The 18932-nt window shown below is 49.6% G+C and carries 17 protein-coding genes and 1 tRNA gene; 9 read left to right on the top strand and 9 right to left on the bottom strand.

Going from position 1 to position 18932, the window contains the following annotated elements; genetic code table 11:
* Positions 1-21 precede the first annotated feature (21 nt).
* A tRNA-Phe gene (locus QMK54_RS01455) sits at positions 22-97 on the top strand.
* A gap of 720 nt (positions 98-817) precedes the next feature.
* Here the strand turns inward: QMK54_RS01455 and QMK54_RS01450 are convergent.
* Positions 818-1180, bottom strand: a complete 363-nt coding sequence (locus tag QMK54_RS01450) for a hypothetical protein (RefSeq protein WP_320401929.1) — start codon at positions 1178-1180, stop codon at positions 818-820.
* 78 nt (positions 1181-1258) lie between these two features.
* Between QMK54_RS01450 and QMK54_RS01445 the strand changes: the two genes are divergently transcribed.
* Positions 1259-1408: a hypothetical protein gene (locus QMK54_RS01445; protein ID WP_320401928.1), complete on the top strand. Its 150-nt coding sequence runs from the start codon at positions 1259-1261 to the stop codon at positions 1406-1408.
* 237 nt (positions 1409-1645) lie between these two features.
* On the opposite strand, the gene QMK54_RS01440 is transcribed toward QMK54_RS01445, so the two are convergent.
* Together QMK54_RS01440 and QMK54_RS01435 are read right to left on the bottom strand one after the other, a co-directional pair.
* Positions 1646-2164: a hypothetical protein gene (locus QMK54_RS01440; protein WP_320401927.1), complete on the bottom strand. Its 519-nt coding sequence runs from the start codon at positions 2162-2164 to the stop codon at positions 1646-1648.
* Between the two features lie 120 nt (positions 2165-2284).
* Positions 2285-3634 carry an SIR2 family protein gene (locus tag QMK54_RS01435; protein WP_320401926.1) on the bottom strand — a complete coding sequence of 450 codons (1350 nt, stop codon included), beginning with the start codon at positions 3632-3634 and terminating at the stop codon, positions 2285-2287.
* Positions 3635-4066: 432 nt separating this feature from the next.
* On the opposite strand from QMK54_RS01435, the gene QMK54_RS01430 reads away from it, so the two are divergent.
* A complete protein-coding gene (locus tag QMK54_RS01430) occupies positions 4067-5056 on the top strand; it encodes a phospholipase D family protein (RefSeq protein ID WP_320401925.1) in 990 nt (329 codons plus the stop codon).
* 145 nt (positions 5057-5201) lie between these two features.
* On the opposite strand, the gene QMK54_RS01425 is transcribed toward QMK54_RS01430, so the two are convergent.
* Positions 5202-5558, bottom strand: a complete 357-nt coding sequence (locus QMK54_RS01425) for a hypothetical protein (RefSeq protein WP_320401924.1) — start codon at positions 5556-5558, stop codon at positions 5202-5204.
* A 535-nt stretch (positions 5559-6093) separates the two neighbouring features.
* Between QMK54_RS01425 and QMK54_RS01420 the strand changes: the two genes are divergently transcribed.
* The 5 genes from QMK54_RS01420 (at position 6094) to QMK54_RS01400 (ending at position 9888) form a co-directional block, all read left to right on the top strand.
* Positions 6094-6648 carry a hypothetical protein gene (locus QMK54_RS01420; protein ID WP_320401923.1) on the top strand — a complete coding sequence of 185 codons (555 nt, stop codon included), beginning with the start codon at positions 6094-6096 and terminating at the stop codon, positions 6646-6648.
* Entirely contained in the window at positions 6626-6994 is a 369-nt protein-coding gene (locus tag QMK54_RS01415; RefSeq protein WP_320401922.1) for a hypothetical protein, read from the top strand. The genes QMK54_RS01420 and QMK54_RS01415 overlap by 23 nt, the downstream gene beginning before the upstream one ends.
* A 170-nt stretch (positions 6995-7164) precedes the next feature.
* Positions 7165-8319 carry a tyrosine-type recombinase/integrase gene (locus QMK54_RS01410; RefSeq protein ID WP_320401921.1) on the top strand — a complete coding sequence of 385 codons (1155 nt, stop codon included), beginning with the start codon at positions 7165-7167 and terminating at the stop codon, positions 8317-8319.
* An 80-nt stretch (positions 8320-8399) separates the two neighbouring features.
* A complete protein-coding gene (locus QMK54_RS01405) occupies positions 8400-8750 on the top strand; it encodes a hypothetical protein (RefSeq protein WP_320401920.1) in 351 nt (116 codons plus the stop codon).
* A gap of 256 nt (positions 8751-9006) precedes the next feature.
* Complete coding sequence (locus QMK54_RS01400) at positions 9007-9888, top strand: helix-turn-helix transcriptional regulator (protein ID WP_320401919.1); 882 nt, start codon at positions 9007-9009, stop codon at positions 9886-9888.
* A 321-nt stretch (positions 9889-10209) separates the two neighbouring features.
* On the opposite strand, the gene QMK54_RS01395 is transcribed toward QMK54_RS01400, so the two are convergent.
* Positions 10210-12411: a DUF927 domain-containing protein gene (locus tag QMK54_RS01395; RefSeq protein ID WP_320401918.1), complete on the bottom strand. Its 2202-nt coding sequence runs from the start codon at positions 12409-12411 to the stop codon at positions 10210-10212.
* Positions 12408-13517 carry a site-specific integrase gene (locus QMK54_RS01390; protein WP_320401917.1) on the bottom strand — a complete coding sequence of 370 codons (1110 nt, stop codon included), beginning with the start codon at positions 13515-13517 and terminating at the stop codon, positions 12408-12410. The genes QMK54_RS01395 and QMK54_RS01390 overlap by 4 nt, the downstream gene beginning before the upstream one ends.
* Positions 13518-14131: 614 nt before the next feature.
* Between QMK54_RS01390 and QMK54_RS01385 the strand changes: the two genes are divergently transcribed.
* Positions 14132-15130, top strand: a complete 999-nt coding sequence (locus QMK54_RS01385) for a hypothetical protein (protein WP_320401916.1) — start codon at positions 14132-14134, stop codon at positions 15128-15130.
* 170 nt (positions 15131-15300) lie between these two features.
* Here the strand turns inward: QMK54_RS01385 and QMK54_RS01380 are convergent, their stop codons facing one another.
* From QMK54_RS01380 to QMK54_RS01370, 3 genes are read right to left on the bottom strand one after another with little or no spacing between them, the layout of a single operon-like run.
* Positions 15301-16248: a plasmid partitioning protein RepB C-terminal domain-containing protein gene (locus QMK54_RS01380; RefSeq protein WP_320401915.1), complete on the bottom strand. Its 948-nt coding sequence runs from the start codon at positions 16246-16248 to the stop codon at positions 15301-15303.
* A 2-nt stretch (positions 16249-16250) separates the two neighbouring features.
* Entirely contained in the window at positions 16251-17153 is a 903-nt protein-coding gene (locus tag QMK54_RS01375) for a plasmid partitioning protein RepB C-terminal domain-containing protein (protein WP_320401914.1), read from the bottom strand.
* Positions 17153-18703 carry a recombinase family protein gene (locus QMK54_RS01370; RefSeq protein ID WP_320402883.1) on the bottom strand — a complete coding sequence of 517 codons (1551 nt, stop codon included), beginning with the start codon at positions 18701-18703 and terminating at the stop codon, positions 17153-17155. The genes QMK54_RS01375 and QMK54_RS01370 overlap by 1 nt, the downstream gene beginning before the upstream one ends.
* Positions 18704-18932: the final 229 nt, after the last annotated feature.

Raw genomic sequence — 18932 nt, 5'->3', positions numbered from 1 at the left:
ACCCGTTTAATGCGCCCCGTTGCCCAGATAGCTCAGTCGGTAGAGCAGGGGATTGAAAATCCCCGTGTCGGCGGTTCGATTCCGTCTCTGGGCACCAAAATACCGAGAAACCCCAAGGAACAATGTGTCCTTGGGGTTTTTTATTGCCTGCGATTTTATGGTCGCTGGACCATTTCTGGACCAAGACGCTTCGGCAGTGTGATTGAAAGCAGTCCAACGGACTTTCGGTACCGACCCCAGAACTGAATAGTTTTAATCTGATTTAAATTGTCAGCTTGAGAGCCTCCCTCAGACAAGCTGAGACGTCGGCAATACAGTCCGCCCCAGAACAGCCCTTCCGTTCCCCCTGGCGCACCACAGGGCCTCTGAGCACTCTCGGCCGCCTTTCACTCCAGACACTTACAAGTCACGCGGTATGCGCGGCACGCATAAACCAGCCCCTTGAGTCGAACAGTAGGACAAAATAATAGACCTCCGATGCAACCGGGGAATTGCACCGACTTGCCCACACATTTGCATTCGACTAATCAGTCATTTGCATCGGCTTTGACCCGTACCCTTCGTGGCCTTGACCGCCAGAGATCGGCCGATCTCTGTTGAAAACAGTCGGCCCTGATTTCCACGGTAGAAAAGTACGCGTTTGGGATTGAAATCTTTACATTGAGCAGAAGATTCCGGGCTCAGATTTCGCGTAGCGCCGTGCAATAAAGGCATTTTCAACAGTCAGTATGCGGGCGGTCTGGAAGAACCGATTTTTTCAACAGAATCGACCAGAAGCGGACCTTCGAAAGCGTCTACGGCGGCAGGACCGATTCACTCAGTCAGATGGTGCAATCTCAGTTAGCCTCTTTTTACGAAGTTGTTCATCGATGGAAGCTGAAAGCTGGTGCATGTCGTTGAGCACCTGTTTGGACAGATAAGGGGAAGCAACGTTTAGGTGACGAGCCTCCAATCCCCGTCGATCAGCCAAGAGAATCTCAAGATAACGATGAAGCTTTTCAGCCGGCGTGGATGCTCTTTGCAGCTGCTTTTTCAAGGTTTCGGTGAAGCGGGCCAAGGCAGCCTCATCATCTTCATCATAGTCCTCGACAAAGATCTTTTCGGCCAGTACGGCCTGGCTTATCCCAAGCTCTTCGAGTTTTTGCTTAATCGTGGTTTGCAACTTCCTGACGTCATCCATACCTGTCCCTATTTGTCCCTTGTGACTGCTTAAAGTCGACCTTGCACCAAGCGTGGTGCTAACTCAAGGAAAACACCAATGAGCAAGAAGACACCAATGACCCCAGAGGCCGCTGCCCGAATTCACAGCGCTGAAGCCATAAAAAATGGCGGTAAAGTCAGTACTGACTCGTTCACGAGTCGAGTTCAGAAAACCGTGGCAGAAGTAAAGCCGAAAACGACCAAGTAAAACTAGGGAGAGAAGAACATGGCTAAAGGTAACGGCAGTAACGGCGGCAGCAAAAGTGGCAGTAGCCAGAGTTCTGGCGGCAAGGGCAGTTCAGGAACTGCCCCTGGTACTGGCTCCCAGGGTGGTAACTGGCCAAGTACTACCGGCAATCCGTCTGGCGGAGGGCGCGGAAACGCTCCCAGCAGGGGTTGAGTCCTGATAGTCCGAGCGCTGTAACGTTGGCGCTCGGGCTATTAACTAGCCAGCACTACAGTTCTGAGTTGCAGCTGTCATGGCATGTCTGAATTGGGCTGGTGCTTCTTTAAATTTCTTGAAATTGACATTTTTTTGAGCCTGCGTAAGCGCGCAGCTACACAGTACAAATTTCTCTTCAGCCCGCTGCCAGTATTCAGAGCGCTTCGCACCCTGCACGCAACTTTCGACAAGGGCATACTCGATTTCAAGCGGGTAGCGGTTCACCTCAAAAAAACCGTCCAATTGGTGGCCAATTGCTCCACCTATGACTAACGCCCCCACAGTCGGGAGCAAAGTGGCCTTAACCGCAAGACGGAGTGTACTAAAGCTACTTTTGCAGTGTTCGCAGCTAATCGCATCGGTGACATTAAAATCAGTAGTCTTGCTGCATTTTGGACATGTAATTTCCATGCTGCGTCCCTGCTCTATTGCTGTTAATTTCGCCTTCAGCTGGCTTTTAGCTGAGTCGAGCCAAATTCCACAACCATCTCTGGTATGAATCGCCCCTAGTTTCGTAGACACCTTTGAGTGTCCGTTGTTGGCCGATTTCGGCCCCTCGCGATGAACTGTTAAGGCGCCAAGCTCGTTGATGGCGTTTTAAAGGCCATACTAATTACAAGGCGCCTGATTAAACATCAACGGTTATGTTGGCAAGTCCAATGTATATTCCTCTCCGTTTTTTATTTTCTCAAGTAACTGTCGCAACAAGTTGGAGTATCGATGCGCTTGAACTTCATTGCCATTCATTACAGCGCAATGATATTTATTATCGAACGATTTTATATCCACACCCGTTGTGTTCTTCAAAATCTCGAGCAGCTTATTCGCGTCGTGCCACCCTTTAAAACCTAAACTTACTCCTAAAGTTGATGGTGTGTGTGGAAAGTTTACGTTGAAAGCTAGTCCGTCAGAGGTGTTAGCTATTCCGTAGAGCTTAGCTAATGCCCCCTCTGATCCAGAAACGTTTGCAAGTACAGTGTAATCAACCTGGATGGGATTTTTAGGGATATCAGAACGCACTAGCTCATAGGTTCTTGCAAGTAACGCACGCAGCAATTTTGGGTTGACGTTGTCCAATGCTTGGTTCGCGCCAAAAGCCTTGTATACCCAACCGTAATCATGCGCAACGATACTTTTTATACGGATACTCTTGTTCTCTGATACCGATATCAGGCGTTCACGCCTAGGATATTCGCTGATTTCCTTGCTCGACCACTCTAAATGGTAGATATTTGGAATCAATGCGCCATTTTCGGAAAGGATTTCATCAATATCCGAGAGAATAGCTCTGATGTTTGGATCTTCGGCGCTGTAGCCAACGAAAATAAGAGGATGCTCCGCGAAAAAAGCAAGCATTTTGGCGCTTAGGTACTTCTTCTTTTTCAGGAAGTTATCATAGTCCTCTCGCGTGATGACTACGCTCCTAGAATCCGAGGCACATCCATGTATCTTAAATATTTCACCTATGCTTGAATGATTTGCATAGAGAATCTGCTGCCCAATGATAGGGGTGAAGTCAGGAAAAATACTCTCAAGTAAGCAATCATAGTTGGTTGTAATGATTGAGTGAGGGTGGATTTTTTTCAGCAGTTCAATTTCGTCGTTGTCCGTGGTAGTCGTTTCACTCAATAACTTCTTAAATATTTCACATACTGCATGCTTGAAGTAAATGTCGGACTCATTACCTGAGCCAAATAGCTCGCCGGGAAACTGGTCTTCACCGCCACTCCAAGCCCAGTCATTGAATTTTTCTGAGAAAACGGTTCCAATATCGACAAGGTTAGGATAGCGCTGCAAATAATAAGCAAACTTTTTATCGATTTCGGGGCAATTTTCACTAAGTGAGTGCAATAACTCCTCCCAATTAGGGCCGTTAAGGTACCTTTTAGTGAGGCCTGACCCTACGAAAAGTATAGGCTGGCAACCCATTGCTTCAATGCAAGTTTTAATATCATCAGTCACATCGTCTTTATACTTGTCATAATCGCTCATATGCGCTCCCTAGTATTTTTGTGCTTGCTGAGCGAGGGGCGGTCACGTGACGAGATTCGTCAAGGATCTCAGTTCTCCCCCAATGAGCAAAGTCAGAATAGCCACTAGCCATCCCTGATGGCTAGTGGCTTGACCAAGATCGACGAATTTCATTTCTTTGATGACGATTACAGAGTCCTAGCCAGTAGAATTTGGTGCATCCAGTACAATGATTAGGATGGCAGCTTTGGGCCGCTCAATACCGGTCAAGGTTACGAAGCGTGCCGGTCAAGTCCGATGCAGACGGGTGGCCAAGTCAGTGCAACTGACCCAATTTTGCCTCAAAGCTCCACATCTGCCCAAATCATGGTTCAGGAAGGCACGGAAGCCCCTGCACACTCCAGTCTAGCGTCATTCAATTTATAGTTTTTAGAAATCAACAGTGAGGACGTCATGTTTCTATCCAATGGACAGTATTTGGACCAAGCCCGCCAGTTAGTGGAGAACAGCCAGCAGTTAGCAATAGCTGTAGCGTTTTGGGGGGAGGGGTCGGAAGCGTTGTTTGACCAATGGCAAGGTAAGGACCTTCGCATTATTTGTAACCTTGCTAGCGGAGGCACAAATCCACTCGTAATTCGCCGCTTGCAGCGGCTTGAAAACGTCGAACTACGTAACCTGGAAAATTTGCACGCCAAGGTCATACGCGGAAACAATGGTGCGATCGTAGGATCGGCCAATTTTTCAAGTAATGGTCTTGGGCTCGAGGGTAGCGAATCACGCCATTGGCTTGAGGCTGGCGTATTTACGGATGAGGTCACACAGATACAAAGCATTGACGCCTGGTATGAAGAGGTTTGGGATAAGGCTTTTGAGATCGATGAAAAAGCCTTGTGCGCTGCAGAAAAGGACTGGCAAGCCCGTCGCAACGAGCGGCCGGCACATAAAGGTGATATCCGCTTTATCAATGCCCCAAGCGAAGCACTGAAAGATCGGCACATTTACCTTGCCGTGTACTGGGAAAACTCAACAGAAGTGGCCGATGCGGCTTTGGCTGAGGTCCAAGAGACATTTAAGCTCACGGAGCAACAGCGTCGCCAGGCGTTCGATTGTTTTGAAGACTGGCCTGATGGGCAAGAAAACAGTTTGCCTATTGATAGAACGATCATCGTTGTTTACTACGGAAGTAGTGGTGCAATTAAAGTACAAAATGCATGGAGGCGCATCCCTAGACTAGATAAACCAAGAGTAAAAATGCTCCAAAGGGAAAATACAGTCGCTGACTGGTCGTTCTCTTCAACCGACCAAAAAGAGTTCGCCAAGCGTCTTCGGCCTTGGCTTGAAGCTTTAGACAAAGAGGACGCCTACTCAGAGGGAGCACTGTGCCGTCCTTTGAATGATTTCTTGGCCTGGCAAAGACACAATGATCTACGCTCGCAATCATAGGAACGGCATTGGCCCTGCATAGCCTTCTCGCTTGAGTATGGTATCCACTCAATTTGATTTGCCACCAAAGTTTGGACACCATCGCCCTAAATACTGGAATCAGGAAGGTGCGTTTGACAGACGCTTACCTTCCTTAGCCAAATAGTTAATTTGAGCAAACAAGTAGCCCTAGACAGTCTTCCAAGCGTTTCTTTCCTTTAACCACCTTGAACAATTGGTTACTTTTTGCGTGCTTTTTTGATTCATAAGTACGAATAGCCAACCGGGTTAGTTCTGGCATTTTTCTAGCTAACATTCGCCCCAAACTTCGGGCGCGTCGATTCTTTTCCTTGTCCGAAAATTCCGGAGAAGTAAAACAGTAAAAGCTTGCGAACACGCTAACATTAGTGGCCTCGGGGTACGTAAAAGCAATCGATTCCCGAATTATGTCCTCCACAGTAGCAAGGTCGAACGCATCACGAACCTTTGCGTTCACCAACTCATAAAGCATTGTCTTTTTCACTTCAAAGATCCTTTTTCAAAAATCAGATTTTTTGTAAGCTCTCTATAGTTTTGTTCAAAAAAACCGACCTCTCAGGCTTCCCCTTGGATATCCAAGGGGAAACGCCTAACACCTGCTCGACCGTGGAAATCCTGGGCATATCCGTATTTGCGTCAAAAATACGTAGATATATTTATATGACCCCAACACTTCGTTGGGTGAATATTCAGGAGATACCTATGTGCACGTGCAAAAACCCTTGGATTTCCAACACAGTCGACACTGCCCGAAAAATCCCTGATCCAAGAGTCCAGGTCGCAATTAGCGTCTACGACCTATTCTGCACGTTATGCCGCGAAAAATAGGCGGTTAAACAAGCTTAAGTCGAAAGTTTAAGTTATGCATGCGCGACAGCTTAACCGCCGTTAACACCCCCAAATCTAAGCGATTAGAGTTCAATCGAACGATGTTTTGTTAGTGCGATTACGGCGCAACTCTGCCTGACAGAAAGCGTTGACCTCTACACCCTTTGTGCCAACACACTACGGAAAATAATATGAGCAGAACCAAAGCCGTCGAACCAAGCTTCATGGATCTCATCGCGGTAAAAGAAGCCCAAGCATCAAAACTGAGCTCCGGAGCCGAAGGAAAGATCACCTATCAACTCGCCCTTTCAACCGACAGAAAACAGGTGTTCATTGCGCTGGTCGACAGCGGCAGTCAAGGCTACTTCAGCCGCGAATGGATCAACCTTGATGCCATCCTTGAAATACTGGAAAGCCTCGGTCAACGGGCAGAGGCGTTTCCCAGCAAAGTACTTCTCCCCGTGTTTGTCGGGCGCTCCAGCAATAATGCGCCATTCCTTGCTGCCGCCCTACTGGCTGAAAAGATACTGGGAAGAGATGGAAAGCTTGAATCCAAATTGCGCGTGATTGGCGACGCTAGCACCTGGAAAAAAGCTGTGCTGGCACTCAAAGGTAAGCCCATGCGGGTTCGGCTCGATGGTAAACCGATTCTATCGACATCGCAGGCGAGCAACTCATCGTCGGAGCCAAACACAGAGCAAGAGAAAACCCAGGAGACAGAGCATGCTGCTAATTCGTCAGAGTGAAGCTGCTGCCCAAATCCTCGACACTGATATGCGCCAATGGGTGGAGAACCAGTTCCAGGTTCTACAAGGTTACGGCACACAGTGGCAACCCGATGAGCTCGGCTGGTTTGCCGTCTGGGGCGAAGGCGATGATCCCTACGACAAAGGGCTATTCCTTGGCGTTAGAAGCTTCCTGCACAGCCCCTATGATCCGGCAGCCTCATTTGAAATCGTCGAGGACCACGGTCACTTCTATACCGCCGTCATCCTCCTGTCTGACCTGCTCTCGGTGGAGGTACTGATTCCGAAAGGACTCAATCTTCAATCAGAGATGAGCACGAGACTCGCGCAATGGAGTTCGCATTGACCGGCAGCACCACCGTAAGTACCGGAAATGAACCGGAGCGGCGAACGCAATCAACAGCGCCAAGTTAACCATCCCATTCACCCAACCCTACCGACCACTGATGACTTCCCTGGCTCAGCTTTCTGGGCTGACTCAGGGATAGTCCAAACGCGTGTCAAAAAAGGTGCCCTATGAGCAAACTCATCCGCTTTTCCAAGCGTGTGATTGACGCCCTGCCACCGCAACCTACCGATGCCAAGGCTAGGGAGAGTGAGTATTCCGACACTGAGGTTTCAGGCCTGAAACTGCTGATCAACAAACAAGGACGCAAGTTCTTCTATCTGCGTTACCGACATGCCGGGCGACAGCGAAGCATGAAGCTGGGGAATTATGGTGAGCTGGACGTCGCCGATGCCCGCTTGCTGGCGCTCAAACACAGGGCTCAACTTTCAAACGGCATTGATCCGCAAGAAACGCTTGTCGAATCAGGGATGACCTTTCGCCGCTTCATCGATGACCACTACCTGCCCCACGCCTACGCCAGCAAGCGTAGTGCTAAGAGCGATGACTCAAAGTTCAAAACCCATCTCTTCGAGATGTTTGGTGCTCGCCCGCTTTCCTCTATCAGCCGACAGGAGATCCAACGCTACCACGACGAAATCATCAGCCGCAGATCTCCAGCAACGGCCAACCGGCATCTCGCCCTTCTCAAGCGGAGTTTCAACCTCGCCATCTTATGGGGTTACCTCGACACCAACCCGGCGACGGGTATTCGTATGCACACCGAGAACAACCAATCGCAGCGCTTCCTCAGCATTGATGAGGCTAAGCGATTGTGGGCGGTCCTCAGTACCGAACAAAACCAGATTGCCGCCAAAGCCATCAAGCTGATGCTGCTCACCGGTGTACGGCGCGAAGAAGCGTTACAGGCCAGATGGGAAGACATTGATCAGGAACGGCTGCTTTGGAACCTGCCAATCACCAAGAGCGGACGGCAACGCTTTGTGATGCTCAGCGAAACGGCATTGGCCGTCATCAACGAATTGCCCGGAAGAAGTTGCGGCCATTATCTCTTCCCCGGTGCTAAACCCGGCAAGCCACTCAACAACGCCCGTAAATGCTTTCAGCGAGCGTTGAAGGTCGCCGGACTGACTCATCTACGCATTCACGACCTGCGCCACACCTTCGCCTCATTGGCCATTAACAACGGGGCCAGCCTGTATGAAGTCCAGCACCTGCTGGGTCACGCCAGTAACAAAACCACCCAGCGCTATGCCCACCTCGCTTCCGAGAACCTGCGGGTGGCCTCCAATCGGGTCAGTGACCTCGTGACCGCAACCACTTAGCCAATCCCCGACACGTCCTGTCGGGCGACCTCGTCATGCTTACAACACCGCGACACTCAAAATCCCATCAGGAGTTCACCATGCGAAAAATCGTTCTTGTTGCTGCTGTCACCGCATCGATACTGTCGATCAGCATTCAGTCCCACGCCAGTAGCCTGGTGTCACTTTCGGGTATGCAGTACTTCGCCAAAAACTGTGAACAGAAAGGAGGTACAAGCTACGTCAGCAACGACCAAGGCCGATCGATGCAGCCCTACAGCTACCGAGATATCGCCTCCACCCTGAAACACTCAAAAACCACCGCCCTACTGGAAGCGAGCATGAATGGGCAACGCGCCACCGAAGCGGAGCTCGACAAGTACCTGGCGCAAACCGAGAAAGCTGAAGCTAACAAAATGGAAAGCGCCGGCACATTACGATGCCAGCGCTAAGAAAGTGACGTCATAGAAAGAAGTGAAAAGGCTCAGCAATTGCTGAGCTTTTTTATTTTTGATTCAAAAGTTACGCGGTGCGCGCGGTGCTGCCAGAACCTAGGAAATCCATCTTTTTTTCCCGCGCTGCCAGTACTGGACCGGCAATAACAACAGTGCTTACCTCGTCCGTTCGATGTCGTGAAAATCGGGCTCGACACTCCCTGTCGGACACCGACGGGACAATGATTTTCCGACGACAATGACCCTTTCCTAAATGGCCGAGCACGATACGTTAGCCCAACGCTTGGGCATCATCCTGACCAAGTTCCACAGCGGACAGCGCTTATCCATCAGCAGCTTGGCTGAAGAGTTCAACGTCTCCGAGCGCACCATCCAACGGGATTTAAACGTCCGATTGGCTTATCTGCCGTTGCAGCGACAAGGCCAACATTACTCACTGGATCCGACCTATTTCGGTCGTTCCAACACCTCGGCATTATTTCGCCTTTGTGAGCAGGTCGGTGCCACGGCGTTGTTTCCTGACAATCACCCAGCACTGCTCAATCAATGGCTGGGGCCGACGGGCTCGCCGGTGTTCCTCTTGTCTGGTTTTAGACTGGATAAAGAAAGCCTGCACCATCACCATTTAAAGCCACTGGCCAAAGCCATTACCAATCGTTGCCACACCAGCATTCAACGCCTGGGTGGTCTTGCGAAGATAGTCATTGCGCCATACCTGCTCATCAACCACAAAGGTCACTGGCAACTTGCCGGGATCAGCAATGACACACTGATCATTGAACCAATTGCCAACATAACCCACGTCGAAGAATTGGCTGAGACGTTCACTCAGCAAGACGGCGTTATCGCTCAGCTAAAACACATGGTGGCGGACGAGTCGATGCCGGTGATCGAGGTGATTCTCAAAGCTGCCGCCTGCATCGCTCACAATTTTCTGCACCGCATCGTTCTACCCCAACAGGTCATGCTTAAGGAACTTGATGACGGCAGCCTACTACTTTCAAGCCATGTCATTGATGTCATGCAGTTACTTCCGACGATAAAAGCCTACCTACCGCACTTGCTGGTGATCAGCCCTGCCACGTTGCAAGCGCAACTGAAACGCGATGTAAAAAACCTGCTCAGCCATCTATGAGCAACAGCATGTCGGCGTTATCACACAGGAAGGATTAAACATCGAATCATCATGAAACGTTCGTCCGATTGGCAACCGTCGGGTTCGAAAAAAGCGGTAGGGATAAAATGAGCTTCGGTATCCTAACCGCCGTTCGCCCGGTGTCGATTCACAATCGGCGCAGGGGCAGTTCTGTACCGGGCGAACACTTCAGTTACTGACCAGCCTTTCAAAAACACAAAAGCCCCACGTCTTCCTAGAAGAACGCAGGGCTTAGTGCTGAGTGGGTGAACGTCGCAAGAACGAGCGACGATACAAGTCAAATCAATCCGGCTGAAGCCCTCACATATCAGGTTTATGAATTACCTCGAAGCGCTCCCGCTCCTCAGACCATTCAATTTGATGTTCCAGCAGCCATTCGGTTCTAAGGTGGTAGTACGGTTCCTTGCCCACCGTATTGCGCCCGGCCTCAAAACGAAAAATCAGATTATCTTCCTTAAATCGCTTGCTGATGGTTTCAAGTGAATTGCTGCCTGGGAAAAAATCTTCCAAAAATTCTTTGGCAATCATCAACGTCGGCATGCCGCCGCTTTGATCTTTATGGCGATACAACGGCAAACCGGATTTTGGCGTGGAGAGCGGTATGCGCTTTTGCGAAGTTAGTACATCGGCCAACACAAACAGATGATTCCAGCGAGTAGTCACCCAACGAAGAACGCACACCAACACACCGTTGAACAGGTCTGTCTCATCCACATATTGCTTGCTGAACACACCATTCCGCAGAGCCACTTCCCCGGCCAGTATCGCGAGCGCAAATCGCAATACCACGCGATCCGCGCCGCCCTTGCTGGCATAACTAGGCAACATGCTAGCGAGTTCCTGACGCTTGTCGGCAAGTTCCTGCTCCCAGCTCTGGGCCTTCATCTCAGCTAAAAGAGCCCGGACAAACGCTGGGGCAACTGTACCGTACTGCTGCGAAACACCCGCCGAAAGGGCTTTTTTGACTTGGTCTGGTAAGAAGGCAAACACTTCGGTTTCCTGCTCTGGAAAGTCGACACCGCCCCCCCCGACATTGATATCCACGCCCCGATCATAAATACCCTGTTTGGCATTACGGCTGACCAAAGACATGATTGAAACCTCACCTGTCGTCAGGACGAACAACGTTTTGGGTGGCGACTCTTGCACATCTCCATTGCTGGTAAGCCGAGTACGACAACTACCGTTGCCCGTCTCGTAGACATAGCTGTCTAGGACGCCGTAACCATTACTTCCGATTTCATCAATCAGAAATGGGCCGACCGACGTTTGCTGACCTTTGGCCTGAAGTGCTCGTTGCGTTGAGCCAAATGTCTCAATCATGGGATTGCCCACCTGACCTGGTTTACTTTGCCCCGGCGCACCGCTATTGCCAAACAGACCCGCCACGGTAGATAGCAACAAAGTCTTTCCCCGACCTGCGCCGCCGAAGAAGTTGAAAATGCCAGATGACAATCCAGGCACTAAGTCGACCATCAACCCTGCTAATCCGAGTTGTAACGCGCCCATGAGGGTGAAGTTCTGACTTACAGGGCCCAGAACAGCATCATTCCAGCCACTAAGCGTTCCCTTTTGCGAAAGCTTCGGTGCAACAATATCCATGTGAAACTGATCCGTTTTGATCCCAGGAGCCAGCAGTAACTCCTGACCACATGCACAGCCTTCGATTACCCCCCCCTCACCTAGGAACCAACCTTCAGTACGTATCCAAACTTGCTCGCCGATTTGATCAAAAGCAGCTCGAAGGAGCTCCTTAACAAGGGCCGCCAATGACTTGCGATCGACAACACTCGGCGTCCTAGCCAACACCCACTCCGTTAGTTTTTTGGAGTCTTGGAGGTCAGCATTGGGGACAACCGCCGAGAGCACGCCATATTTTTTCCCTGAACGGCGCAGAATGTTAATCCGCGTAAAGTAGTGATCCATAGCTGGATCAATTAATACTTTATCAATCCAAATACAAGGTGCAACATCCTCCACGTCTTGCTTTTTACGTAATCGGACTTTTTCTAGCGAAAACTCAAAACCCTTTAGCTGAGTGTGCCCATACATCGACTCAATCAAACCTATGCTTTGAGACTCAATGATTTCCAGAAACTCAAAGGGATGCGACTTAGGTTTTTCGCCGCTCACTGGAATTAACCATTGGCCATGCACCGGGTCTTTGCTAGCCCCCCCTACGTCAACACTTAAACCGATCCTGGCCAAGGACTGCTGTAAAAACACCAGTAATTTGGTGTCATTAATGGCCTCTTTTGGAAAGGGCAAAAATGTTGCAGCGCTTGTTTGAAAAATCAAACAATGCGTCTTGAAAATCGGCATAAGTTCGTTGTGAGCTCGATGTATTTTCGGCAGCGAAAAAATCACCGTTTTTTCATTGAACTCGATACTTTTTACACCCATGAGTGAGCCTGGCACTCCATCCAGAGCTTTTCCACCAGCCCGCAGCACGGCATCAACGGCATCAGCGCTCAGCGCGTCGCTTGAAAAGAACTTACTCATTTAACACCTCCTGAGCGGAGGGCAAGGGCGCTTGAAACACGACAACTGGCCTTCAACAGGTCTGAGGACGCCAATGCGGCATATCGCTCGCTCATCCGGATGGAGGAATGGCCGAGCAAGCCTTGCACCGTGTACAGCGGGATACCATCCTTGACGCAGGCCGAGGCAAAAATATGGCGCAAGTCATGAAAACGTAATGACAAGGGGAGTCGTGCTGCCCGACAAGCTTTTTTCCATGGGCGCACTGGTCGGGTCATATGTGACGGCCCAAACGATGATGGAAACAGCCAGCCATCTTTGGGAAAGTCAGCAGTTACCTCTGCTAGCCGATCCAGCACTTCACTGCATTCGTCGCTGATGGGAACGTGGCGGGGTCGACCGCTTTTGGTGGTCCGTAAAGTGATCTGTAATAGCGTAAAATCAACGTCCCCCCACTTGAGGGAGAGCGCTTCGCCTAACCGCATGCCGGTCAGCAACAACAGTTCCACGAGACAAGACGTTCGCGGAAAACGTTCTTCTAACCAGTCCACAGCCACAGCGAGACGGTTGATTAGTTCATCGTTCACTTCATACAGCTTGACCGGCACTTCGCGCTTGAGCTTGATGCTACGAGTCGGATCCTTTTCACAGTAGTCGTGATCCACAGCAAACCGAAAAATAGAACGCAACATGGCGAGATATCGATTTTTGGTCGCATCGCTTAACGAAGCACGCAGTGATGCCAAAACGGCTTGAATATCTGCCAAGCTGATTGCTTTGATTTCTTTTTTACCCAGTAACGGCGCAACGGTGGAATCATAACGCTTACGCTCACGACCCATACTGCGTTTGCCGCTGTACTCGCCGGATTGCTCATACTGCTCGAAGACTTGGGAAAGCGTCAAAGAGGCTTTGTTGCAACCTGCTCCCTCAACCTCCAATGCCTTGATGCGGGCCTGCGTTAACGTCAGATCCTTGGACGTTCCTAACGTGGTGCGGCGACGTTCTTTAGTCGTTTCACGCATGCAGTAAGTGACACTATTAGTGCCTAGATAGCTAATTACAATCAGACTATTTACAACGGGGTCTCTACATTCGATCTGTTTTACTGGCTTTGTAACAGGCATACGGATTCTCCACACAATGCTTTGTGCCATAAATATTCATTTGGGTGTCCAACTAGTAAGTAAATTAGTGTCGCGATTAGTAGTCGTCAGCATGGTTAGTATCGAAGAGACCTGACCGAACTGACTAAAACGAATCTAAAGAGATCAATGTGCTTTGTGAAGGGAATTGTTTTTTCGCGTTTTTTGCTTTTATCGATTTTTTTACAAGCGCGTCCCTACTCAAAAACCGTTTTGAGAAGGACATCCTTGCCAAAACGGTTGAGCAAATATCGTTCCACATGCAAATTTGGTTGATCGTCGGCTTTCATTAATCCCGACGAACGGTAGCAAGCCCGCATTTGCCACGCTCCATTTCAGAGAAGCTGAAGTTTTTCAGTGTATGAGTCACGCGGTACCCGTGGTATGAAACATGTCGCTTTCTGGACGGGCCTCACCACTATGAAAGGATTGGAGGACTAGGCACTTCGTTGGCTTGTAAGCTATGAGTCAGCAACCAGCAAAAGGGTCAAACCGGCAACCCGAATAATACAGACAGCAACCTTAGGAGAAGACGAATTCAACGGCTAATGGTCGTCGAGGCCCTCCCCTCAACCCACCCACTCAAGGAAGAAACGTTGAATAATCTGTTCATGTACGCCCCTAAGGAACTCAGTACTGATGCTTTCTTGGCGTGGTTTTTCAAGGAGCTGGAGGTCAACCCAGTCCTCGCAGATTATCGTTCTCAGGTATTTCACGCCCTAGGGCTCATTGCAGAAGACGAGACGCCCGTCAAAATCGAACCCGTGCTCCAATCCGGCAACGTCGATTTACTCCTGAGTTTTGAGGTCAACAGCACGCCTCGACGTATCCTGTTTGAGAACAAAACCTCATCGACCTTTCACTCCGATCAACTCAATCGCTATCGGGAACGCTTCCCGAATTGCGACAAGTACATCTATTTCAAAATCGGCTATGTCGACACCTGGGAGCGGCAGAATCTACAGGGCTATCAGCTGATATCCGCCCATGATTTCTATCAAGCGGTTAGCTTTTTAGCGCCGTACCACCTAATCATCGATCAGTACTGTGCGTTCCTGAAAGACGCCTGGATTTCTAAGGAAGAACAGGTCTTTCAGCGCTTAGCCATCTCCTGCCCAACCGCATTTCAAAGCGCCATCGGTCAACGGCACTTCATCGGTGAGCTCTATGACCAACTCAAGAACAGTGACCCTTCTTTGAAATTCAAGAAAGGCGTCAACATGAACGGCACACCTTGGACTCAGCTGGATATTTGTCGGCGTGAGGGCTACTACGAAGGGAAAAACGAAACATTATTTTGGAGAGTGGATTCGCGAGCGGGGAGAACCTACCTTCGAGTCAACCAGTACGCGGCCATCCCCAAAGACCGGCCTGAGATAGACGCCCGTAAAAAGCAGCGCCTATTGGCGTTGCGCGAACTAGCATCCACCATCAGTGCGGATTACGATTTGAAGCCCGGTAAGCTTTCGAACAAGGGCGTGAGAGAAAGTGAAGTCATCATTTTCTTCTTTGACGAAAACCCATACACGCAACTCAAAAAGTGTCTACCAGAACTCACGAAAAAACTGCAATCACAATACTATTTAATGTCATAGCTTTTGTTTCTTGTTCAAATTTCACGTGGTATGCGCGCTGCGAAGAAAACAGTATCAAAACCATGATTTCGACGATAGCGCAGCAACACCCTCACATCCTATCGAGAATTGAATTGGGCCGAGTATTTGGTAGACAGCTGATTTTGCCTAATTCTTGGGCCTTCACAGGCTCAGGCAGAAAGGGCTGATTCGTCACTTCCCCAAGGCAGCTCAGTCAGCTCGGCTATAGATTGAAATTCCCTCAAGAACTCTGGTTGGTGCCTGGCCAACCATCGCACTACGGCAGCATTTGCAAGCAGACTGGTTAGGTAGCCCTTGATGACCGTGAGATGAAGCACATCCGGTCCGTAATCTTCTTCCACTGTCTTGATCTGCATCTGTAATGCGGCGAGCTCACGCTCCAGGCGAGCAATTGATTCTGCCGAAACATGCTGCTCAGGTTGAGGTTTTCTCGCTACTGCCAACTGGTCAGGCGGCGTGGCGGCCAAAAGCGCTTTAGCGAGTAAGCCTGAGAGGTTTTTGTTCCCGATCATCAGTTCGGCTGCTTCTATTTGCCTCAGCGGTTTCATTTGTCGAAGAAGATTGAATACGTTTGCTGGACATTCTGTGTCGCCCAGAAGCGCAACGACTTCCGCACAAATGCCATTAAGCAGACGAAATTTCTGCTTGATTGTTTGCGGTGATAACCCAAGAGCTTTGCCAAGCCGCTCTGCCGAAACCCCACGCCCCATAGCCCGCACAATCATTTTATTACTTTGGACCGCAGATAACCTATTAGTCCGTTTGTTGTACGAATACGTGTCATCGTCGGTTGCCACGAGACAATCTACTTCCAGCTCTCCCAAATCCTTCAGCGCTTCAATGCGTAGATGCCCATCAAGCAAAAAATAATATCCACTACGGCCAGGTACTGGCATAACTACTGGAGGCTCTACCAATCCAACATCTTGTATCGATGCGAAAATTTGTTGATATTTTAGGCTGTCTTTTACTGCTGGCCGTGAAATTTTAAGAGCCTGGATATTGGCGACTTCAACTCGAACACACTCATCTAAGAACGATTTTTTCGGAGTGAATTTCGGCTGAAGGCAAATGGATTGTTGTATTGAATCAGACATAGCTATGTCCCTCCATGCCTAAGGCGGGCCTGTACTAGCTTGGGCAATAAATCCAGATGTTCAGTAACAAGTAGTTTTTCGAAATCACTGACCGATAAAAGCTCTTTAATAGCCTGAATAGCGAAAACAACTCGATCGTGGGTAAACGCCGCTTTTTTTACCATAAGGCGCTGTCGTTCAGCCTCCCGTTCGAATAGTCGCCTCAAGTCTGCGGGGGTGATTTTCTTCTTTTTATTCTGGCTAACTCCTAATGGGTCCCCTCGCACTAGTTTATCTTTTTTAGCCCTCAGTTCTAGAAGGTGCCGTAGCTTGTTAATTTTCTTTCCTTTTATACCGCGCTCGTAGGCATCGGTGAGCACGTTTTGTATGTCACTTTCACTGCTACGGGCAATTTCTGTCGCCATGCTGAGTGGAATCAATCCAGTTTCCACGGCAGACAGTAGTTTTTCTTCGCCGCGCTCAAGTAAGCCAACGATCATGTTGACCCATGACGCTGTGGTGCCAATTATTTCAGCAATTTCCGAGTCCGTTTTTCCCCTTTCCTTCAAACGGCCGACTTCATTCATTAGATCTATGGGGCGATGTAGCCTTCGGGCCACGTTCTCAACCAGGCTCATTACCAGACAATCTTCTTCCACAGCATCGATCAGAAATGCCGGAATCTCTGTAGCCTCTAGAGCGAGGAACGCTTCGAGACGACCTTGCCCGCACACTAGGTCATAATGGAAAGGTCCTTTAGGGAACTCTTTTCGACTGACCGTGATTGGTCGTTTAAGGCCAACAGTCTTGATATTTTCAATTAGCTCGCGATGAACCCTTTTGTTTCTTGTGCGAGGATTCAGGATGTGAATTTCCGATATTGGAATTAGCGCGACGCGGTCGCGGACAGTTGACGGGACGGTCATTAATAAACCTCCTTGAGGGGGCAACGCGCTGCCAACTCATCAATTACGTCCAGCGTCGTGAAACGATAGCTATCAATCAATGGGCTGTTTTCTTCGACCATCTTTTGTGGCCATGCCCCCATGTCGATGCTGGGAATCAGGTAATAATCCCTAACTTGAGAGTTCGTTTGTTCCATGCGGGCAGCGATGGTGATATCCGGCGTGAGGCTATTATCGAATCTAAGCTTCCAGCGGAGAGTGCCTGCGAGCGTGGGCTGGCATCTAGCAATGACCACTGATGCCGTCCATTCACCGTTAACCGTCAGCAGGTCATTTTGGTCGTTGAGCTCGACGTCTGCTTCAACGAACTTCAGGTGTCTTACGATATCGTTAAGAACCTGCGGGTGCATCCGTCTCAGGGACCGATTGATCTCCAAATACCGATAGTCCCGGTCTGGTCTGTAACCTATAAGGGTATAGGCACGTAAAAGGCCGCCAAAACGATTTATGTAGGTCGTGCTGGAGGGCATATTGTCCTGCTCATCGATGAGCATTCCGGACAATGAGCCCGCCTGCTGTAGGAGACTACGAAGCAATTCTAGCAGTTGCGCATCCTCCAGGCGGTACGAGCGCTGCAAGATGATTTCACGAACGCTAGCAAATAACTCCAGCGATACAATTCCCTGGAATGCCCCATCACAACGAACCCACTTCTCTGGCGGGTTGCGACTACTGCCTTCTCGTAGTTTTGAAGATGTTTTGTTATAGACGTTGTTACCAATATATTTTTCATTGGTAAGCACTTGGTGCACGCTACCTCGACTCCATGGACGATCAAAGTCGGTGACCTGGCCTTCAGCATTCAGTTCATTTGCAATTTCACGTTCGTTCATGCCGTTGTGGACGAATTGATGATAGATGCGCTGAACCAACTCAACTTCGCCTGCCGGGCCAGGAATTAAGATGACCCTATCGGTCTGAATACTCTTATGCTCACCCCGCGACAGTTCCGCCTTGAACTCACTCTTTTCATCGATCAATGCGCGGCGTAACCCACATCCTGCTGGCCCTCCCTGGTGAAATCCTTTTTCAACTAAGCGACATTGCCCCGCGAATACCTTAGCGGAAAGCTCATGACTATATTCACCAGCCATGTGACGCTTGAAACTCTTGCAAATTGTAGACATAGGAGAGCCGTCGTTGGCGAAGGACTCCGCGCAATACACAACTTTTATACCTGCGCTCGTGCAGAGGTATTCGTAATGAGCACTCTCATCTGTATTTTGGAAGCGTCCCCAACGACTCACGTCATAGACCAGTATTACGCGAAACTTTACGTTCCCAGCCTGAACATCTTCAAGCAACCTGCGTAAATCATGGCGCCCTCTGATATCAAGACCGCTCTTCCCTTCATCTCGATACGTGGTGATGATTTCCATGCCATTGCTCACGGCGTATGCATGGATAACCGCCGATTGGTTTTCGGTGGAATAACGCTGGTGATCGGTGGACATGCGTACATACTCCGCAGCTGGCACCAAGCTGTCAGAGCAGTCCTTTCGATCTAGCAGTGCGGATGGAGAGGGCAAGGAGGCCTCCTCTAGGCCAGAAAAGCCTGACCCATTCGGCTTAGGTTAGCGGCGATTTGTGACCACGTGGTGACAGCATTTTGGAGGGCATACAAGCTAATAACCAGTCCGAATATGAGGCATCCGTCTCCGATAAATGCAAATGCAATTACGTTACTCGCAATAGAATTTCTCTAGTCTTCGAATGTCACGCGGTACGCGCGGCGGCTAG

The sequence above is a fragment of the Pseudomonas sp. P5_109 genome (assembly GCF_034009455.1).
GTDB lineage: Bacteria > Pseudomonadota > Gammaproteobacteria > Pseudomonadales > Pseudomonadaceae > Aquipseudomonas.
Note: the sequence above shows the minus strand (reverse complement) of the source record. Positions and strands in the feature narration are given on the sequence as shown.